This is a genomic window from Rhizobium sp. FKY42, assembly GCF_005222835.1.
In the GTDB taxonomy this organism is placed as follows: Bacteria; Pseudomonadota; Alphaproteobacteria; order Rhizobiales; family Rhizobiaceae; genus Neorhizobium.
The window spans coordinates 187,944-194,007 of the sequence record NZ_STGA01000028.1; the positions used below are offsets into that span (position 1 = coordinate 187,944).

Consider the following 6,064-nt stretch of genomic DNA (forward strand, 5'->3'; position numbering starts at 1 on the left):
TCCGGAAGTAATAAGCCGCCACCCCGACAGAAGCGCTGCTTCGAGCGGGTTCCCGGAACCGGTAAATGCCCGGTACCCTATTGGGGCTATAGCTCAGCTGGGAGAGCGCTTGCATGGCATGCAAGAGGTCAGCGGTTCGATCCCGCTTAGCTCCACCACTCAATTCGCCTTCCTGAATATAGCAATGAAATCAGATGTTTAGGCCGAAGGCAAAAAATCCTTCAGACCAATTCAGACCAACGTCTCAGACCAATTTTAAGCATCCTCTAAAACTCGTCCTGACGTAAGCTGAAGTCCCGCCCTACTCGGTTCGTGCCGCCAGACTGATTTTTCTGACCTCTCGAACCTCTTCGAGGTAAGCCATTGCCGCAAGCGCGGCCCTTACCGGGAAATCATCGGGCCAGACGGAGGGAAACTCGGGGGCAGGTTCAAGGCGTCCCAACTCTTCCAACTCAGTCCAGCTTTCTGCACCGTCATGAAGCGCTTGCAGAACGTTCCGCGTCTTTTCGAGAAGGTTCGTTGGCGGGGGCAGTCCGATTGCGCCCATCTGGTGGATGGAAGTCAGTGTCTTGACCAGCCAGCTCTCCCACTTCTTTAACCGGATGCGGTCGGCGGTCTTTAAACGATTTCGAGGAACAAGCTGAAGCTCGACAAACTGTGACGGAGGATTGGAGTCCATATTGGGCTTTCTTTCGCGATTGGATTTGAGGATTGAAGATGCGGCCTATGGAGGCAGAGAGACCCAGCACTATGCAGGCCCTGAATGGGCTGCGAACGTCGCCCGCATTTTGCGCAAGGCGTGAAGTTCGATGATCAGATGAGCGTTCCCCCGCCACAGCTTGAAACCGCCAGCAATAAGCTCAGCGTCAAGGAAGCGGCCCTGTCGTGATGAGGTTTCATCCGTCGAAGAAAAGAAAAAATCACAGATGTAGGGGATGTTGAAGCTGATGATGATTGGACCCATGATTGCCTCCGCTGGTGCAGCGCTGCGCTGCTGGCAACGTTATGAGTCACGACAGAAGTTCCGTAAAGCTAAATAAAAACATGCACTTACGAGATGATCTCACTGATGGATTGAAGGGACACAGCCCTCTGAAATCAAAGAGAAAAGGGGAATGCACCCCTGTGGACAAGTTGGCTTCTCAGAGGGCCACCTAAAGAGCCCTGATGTGTCAACTCCAGTGGCCCCTCCGGGTGATTTGCCGCAAAGCAATCGATACGCCCCGAGAGAAGCGCGGACGCGATTAAGCAAGTCCCCAACTGGCAATCAGGGCTTCAGCCTTCGCGGGGTCTTGCTTGATGCGGAGAACGGTCTGGCGTGTGAGGCCCGTCACCCTCGCAATCTCGCTGACGCTCGTCGTTCCGGTGCCGAGCATATCAATGACGGCATTGAACGACTTCCGGTCATAGCTCGGCTTTCTCCCGAGGTAGGTTTTGCCTTCCGCTTTCGCCGCTTCGATACCGGCCCGCTGGCTGGCTTTCGTTGCCTCGTGCTGTGCTTGTGCGGTTGCCGCCATGAACGCAATGAGCGCGTCTCTCACAGCCATCTGAATGGGGTCCGTGGTCGAGCCGTCAAAGGTCATGTTATTGATGACCGTGCGGATGATGACGCCACGCCCCATGAACTCTCTGATGGTGTCCGTAACGTCTTGGTAGTTTCGCCCGAGGCGGTCCACCCAGCGTACCACGAGGGTGTCACCCTTGCGCAGCATGTCGAAGAGCCGCTTGCCTTCAGGACGCTCTCTGAGGGCTGTGGATGCGCCTGAAACTCCATGGTCACTTACCACAGCGTCAATGACGAAACCTGCCTGCTCGGCTTGTGTCTTCTGGTGATGAAGAGTCTGGTCCGCTGTTGAGACGCGGGCATAGAGGATGGTGGACATGAGGTTTCCTGACTGACCATATGGGTTCTGTCCGGAGAAATGCATGTCCGTAGAATGAAGTCAACCCTTACGGACGGTCTTTGTGGTCAGCATGAAGATGTACGCTGAGGTATACCTCAACGGTCAGAACATATAAGCCCCACTTGCCCGTATGTAGCTCGTGCGCTACAGTCCACCCCATGATTGAGATACGGGAAACCGAGACATATGCCGAGTGGTTCTCCCGGCTGAAAGACGAACGTGCCAAGGCCCGGATCAATGCTCGCATCTATCGCCTGTCGATGGGAAACCCCGGAGACGTGAAGCCGGTGGGCGAAGGCATCAGTGAACTTCGAATTGATTACGGCCCCGGCTACCGGGTCTATTTCATGAGGCAGGCCAAGGTAGTTATTATCCTGCTGTGTGGTGGCGACAAGGCAACGCAACCGGCTGACATTGCCACAGCAAAGCAGATGGCAAAGGACGCGAAAGGATAACGACCATGGCGCTGAAGACGACCAGATGGGACGTAACCCAGCACCTCGACACGGAGGAAAAGATTGCGCTGTTTCTGGAAGCAGTGTTCGAAGAGGGCGACCCTGCCATGATTGCGGCGGCTATCGGGGACGTTGCCAGAGCGCGAGGCATGAGCCAGATTGCAAAGGATGCAGGATTGTCGAGGGAGAACCTCTATCGGGCATTGAGTGCGGATGGAAACCCGGAGTTTGGCACGGTGATGAAGGTCGTCAAGGCTATGGGTTTTGATCTTACGGTGACGCCTCATAGGGCAGCTTGAGCAAGCAACACAGTACGCCAGAGCGCGGACTTGGCCGGGGGGCACGGGGGAATTATCGAGCAAGTCCAGTCGAGGCTGGCGCTCAGATTTTCGCCACCAACTAAACGACCCATTCGAACCACGTACCTCCCGTCTTTACATGCCCTCTGAGGGGCTGGGGATGGCAAGGGAGACCACCTACTCACGGCAGACAAGCGAGCGGGAGGTCTACAATCAAGAGCGTTCTCCTCCATCAGAGAGACATTGCATGAGGGATGTTGATGGTGGTCAATCACCCCACTCCCCCTTTAGGTTACCCTTTAGGTGATCCTCTAACTCACCTCTATCTGTTCACTCTCACCATCCACTCCCATCATCTCCAATAGGATCAGGGAGAGTAAGGGGTATTCTCACTTCCCCTCTCCTCCACCTATTATCACCCTCTCCTAGGGTGCGTCCCAATTGACGACGTTAGGTGCGTCCTAATCACCTGTGGTCTTCAGCCTATGGCTCAGCGGTCGAGTGATGAAGGAGATGATCAAGGCACCTTTAGGTTTCGCTTTGGGTTCTCCTCTATCTCACCTCTATCTGTTCACTCTCACCATCCACTCCCATCATCAGAAATAGGATCAGGGAGATAGAAGGTATTCTCACATCCCCTCTCCCTCACCTATTTATCACTCTCTCCTAGGGTGGGCCGTAATCAACGACGTTAGGTGGGGCCCAATCATGTGTGGTCTTACACCCCTTAGGAGGAAAGGGTTACCGACAAATCAAGGGTCATTAGCGGCACCTTCCGATGGTTGACGGGCGCTCATCTTCAATTGTAGGTATAGCGTCAATGGCGTACTAGGCAGGGGGCATTTTCTGATGATTATCGACGCAGAACCGGACGTCGGCAGCACAGAGTCGCTGATTAGATCCTTCTCCATCGTAAATCTCTACGGCTACCGCACGATCTCGCTTGCATCGGAATATGCCGCGACAGTGATCATCGCCAAGAATGGCTCCGGCAAAACCACGCTGATAGGCGCCATGAACGCGTTTCTGAGCCGACAATTTGGAAGGCTTCGTGGACTGAAATTCGACTCCATTCGCTGCACACTTCGCGGCATTGAAGAAGAAATTGTCCTTGAACGCGAAGATCTTGACCGTTTTTTGGGCGCTGAAATGGCAGATGTTGTCGTCAACAGCGCCCGGCGATGGGAACTTGAACCTCGCATTCTCCTGAACTTTCTCTTAGATGATTTCGGTGCGCTTCGGCTTGAAAGGCCAATAGATACCGAACATGGGGTCTTTGGCCCTATCGTTCGGGCACATGGATACCGCGTACATGAAGCGCTGGCTGCTTGCGACAAAGTATACAAAGGCCTTTTAGAAAATTTTCCAAAAATCGCGTGGATTGTTGCAGTCCTAGATGACGCCTTGAAAGCTGTAGAGCTGGTTTATCTACCCACATATCGGAGGGTGGAACTACCACTTCTTGATAAAGAGCCTAGCCCCCGACGACCGCGGAGGAAGCGCTTTTTCTCTGGACACGGCCTTTTCACGGGGGATATCCAATTTGGGCTAGCCGATATTTCCCAGCATCTGAGAGGGATCAATGAGGAGATCCTTTTCGAGTCAAACCGAGGATACCGAACTATCAGCGCAAACATCATCAATGAGTTGATGGACGGCACCTTCGATAGGTTCACCTACGGTGACGAAAAGCTGCCGAGTAAGGATGAGCTGCAACTTTTCCTCAGTCGCCTAAAGGATGGTAGGGAAGCTCGTATGTTCCCAGTTGTTTACGATTTATCCATACCTGATATTGCCAGCTTGAGCGTTGATCTCGACAAACCCACCAACAAATTCCTCTTCTACTTCCTGTCTAAGCTCGACAAGGTCATTTCTGTCACACGCGAGAAAGAAAGAAAGGTTCAAGAGTTTGTAGACAGCTGTAACAAATATCTGTCCCTTCGTGATCTTAGTACCAGCTTCCCTAGCGATGGTCGTTCAGAGACACCCGCCATTGACAGCAAGGAACTAAAGCTGAACCGGCGGAATCTCAAAATTCATGTCGAAAGCGTGCCGTGGGGCAGGAAAATCCAGCTCGACGCCCTCTCCTCTGGCGAAAAGCAAATGATTTCGCTATTCGCCAAACTCTACCTATACCCCGGAGAGAAAGTCATCCTGATCGATGAGCCAGAACTTTCACTATCAATAGACTGGCAGCGGCACATTCTAATGGACGTCCTGCGTAGTCCCTATTGCAAGCAAATCATAGCCATTACGCACTCACCATTTGTCTTCGATAACGAGCTTGAGCCCTACGCACGCGCCCTCAATGTGAAGGTTGATGACGAGGCGCTAATGCGATTGGGCGATGAGGCCGACAGCGACATTGATGTTGATCTGAGCGAGTAACAAATGGCGCAGGTAATTGACGACGAGGTGCAAAAGCTCATCGATGCGCGGGAGCGCTCGGCCGTTCTAAAAACCATGCTCATCACGTTGCGGTCGAAGTTGCCGAACACCATAATTCTCGCCTTTGAGGGGCCAGACGACAAGCTCGTTTTTTCGCAGTGGATTTCGCGGGTGCGTCCCGGATTTGTTTATGAGCCACTGACGTGCAAAGGCAAGAAACAAGTGCTTCAACTCCATGATGGAGCGATCAAGGATAAGGCTGGGCTTTCAAATGGAGTTTATTTCTTTGTAGACCGTGACTTTGACGACCTGCTTAGCTTCTCGTCGTCAGATCATCTTTTCATGACACAGGAGTACTCCATAGAGAACACCGTGGTTCACCGCGCCACATTGGAGAACCTGCTCAAGAATGAATTCCATTGCGACGGGGCACCTGAACTCAGGGCAGCGATTGTCACGGTATTTGACAAGGACTATGATGACTTCTTGGCCGCGACGCGGACTTTAAACGAGCGGCTGTTTCTGGCCAAACAACTACACCTTAAGGTAAAAAAATCTAATAAAGTCAAAGATCTGGCAGAAATAAACTTAGGGGCAATAGCTGCCTCACAGACCACACCGGAGGAAGCAATAAAACTTCCACGTGAGCCGACTACGCAGGAGATTAGCGATCATACCGCCACGTTTGCGGCCCTAGATCCTCACATCAGGTATCGCGGTAAGTGGGCGTTCCAGTTTTTTCAGAAATGGCTCGAATGTCTGCAAAGCGCACGAAATGCGGGGTCAGACTATTTCAAGGGGACCGATCTAACTCAGACAGTAAACACGTCCACAATCACGATACAGGCAATGGCATCAAATTCGCGCTTCCCGGTGAACTTTGAAGACTTCCTTAACGCTATTCCGGATCGAGTTTGAGCCCAGTCGGTATCGGGAAAGGTGTGAGCTAGCTTCTCAACTCTCAGCACTCAGCCCCCGCCCGATTGCGGGGGGGGGGGGGGGGGGGGGGGGGGGGGGG

General features: G+C 53.0%; 7 protein-coding genes and 1 tRNA gene. 6 read left to right on the plus strand and 2 right to left on the minus strand.

Translation table 11 applies throughout. The features are described 5' to 3' along the window. The first annotated feature begins 82 nt into the window (after window positions 1–82). Window positions 83–158, plus strand: a tRNA-Ala gene (locus E8M78_RS10400). A 143-nt stretch (window positions 159–301) separates the two neighbouring features. On the opposite strand, the gene E8M78_RS10405 is transcribed toward E8M78_RS10400, so the two are convergent. Beyond that, complete coding sequence (locus E8M78_RS10405) at window positions 302–679, minus strand: hypothetical protein (RefSeq protein WP_137134990.1); 378 nt, start codon at window positions 677–679, stop codon at window positions 302–304. Between the two features lie 84 nt (window positions 680–763). Here E8M78_RS10405 and E8M78_RS24035 point away from each other — a divergent pair, with 84 nt between their 5' ends. Then, on the plus strand, window positions 764–889 hold the full coding sequence (locus E8M78_RS24035; protein ID WP_281405059.1) for a hypothetical protein: 126 nt from the start codon (window positions 764–766) through the stop codon (window positions 887–889). Between the two features lie 355 nt (window positions 890–1,244). On the opposite strand, the gene E8M78_RS10410 is transcribed toward E8M78_RS24035, so the two are convergent. Then, window positions 1,245–1,883, minus strand: a complete 639-nt coding sequence (locus tag E8M78_RS10410; RefSeq protein ID WP_137134991.1) for a recombinase family protein — start codon at window positions 1,881–1,883, stop codon at window positions 1,245–1,247. A 179-nt stretch (window positions 1,884–2,062) separates the two neighbouring features. On the opposite strand from E8M78_RS10410, the gene E8M78_RS10415 reads away from it, so the two are divergent. From E8M78_RS10415 to E8M78_RS10430, 4 genes are all read left to right on the plus strand, one after another. Beyond that, window positions 2,063–2,359 (plus strand): type II toxin-antitoxin system RelE/ParE family toxin, encoded by a 297-nt coding sequence (locus tag E8M78_RS10415; protein WP_137134992.1) that lies wholly within the window; start codon window positions 2,063–2,065, stop codon window positions 2,357–2,359. A gap of 5 nt (window positions 2,360–2,364) precedes the next feature. Next, a complete protein-coding gene (locus tag E8M78_RS10420; protein WP_137134993.1) occupies window positions 2,365–2,658 on the plus strand; it encodes an addiction module antidote protein in 294 nt (97 codons plus the stop codon). Between the two features lie 849 nt (window positions 2,659–3,507). After that, the gene (locus E8M78_RS10425) at window positions 3,508–5,046 is read left to right on the plus strand and encodes an AAA family ATPase (RefSeq protein ID WP_137134994.1); all 1,539 of its coding nucleotides are present in this window, start codon (window positions 3,508–3,510) and stop codon (window positions 5,044–5,046) included. Between the two features lie 3 nt (window positions 5,047–5,049). After that, a complete protein-coding gene (locus E8M78_RS10430) occupies window positions 5,050–5,964 on the plus strand; it encodes a DUF4435 domain-containing protein (protein WP_137134995.1) in 915 nt (304 codons plus the stop codon). Window positions 5,965–6,064 lie beyond the last annotated feature (100 nt).

Bases quoted from the DNA above. Each gene is read 5' to 3' on its own strand.
- E8M78_RS10405 (WP_137134990.1), bottom strand. From the start codon at position 679: ATGGACTCCAATCCTCCGTCACAGTTTGTCGAGCTTCAGCTTGTTCCT.
- E8M78_RS24035 (WP_281405059.1), top strand. From the start codon at position 764: ATGGGCTGCGAACGTCGCCCGCATTTTGCGCAAGGCGTGAAGTTCGAT.
- E8M78_RS10410 (WP_137134991.1), bottom strand. From the start codon at position 1,883: ATGTCCACCATCCTCTATGCCCGCGTCTCAACAGCGGACCAGACTCTT.
- E8M78_RS10415 (WP_137134992.1), top strand. From the start codon at position 2,063: ATGATTGAGATACGGGAAACCGAGACATATGCCGAGTGGTTCTCCCGG.
- E8M78_RS10420 (WP_137134993.1), top strand. From the start codon at position 2,365: ATGGCGCTGAAGACGACCAGATGGGACGTAACCCAGCACCTCGACACG.
- E8M78_RS10425 (WP_137134994.1), top strand. From the start codon at position 3,508: ATGATTATCGACGCAGAACCGGACGTCGGCAGCACAGAGTCGCTGATT.
- E8M78_RS10430 (WP_137134995.1), top strand. From the start codon at position 5,050: ATGGCGCAGGTAATTGACGACGAGGTGCAAAAGCTCATCGATGCGCGG.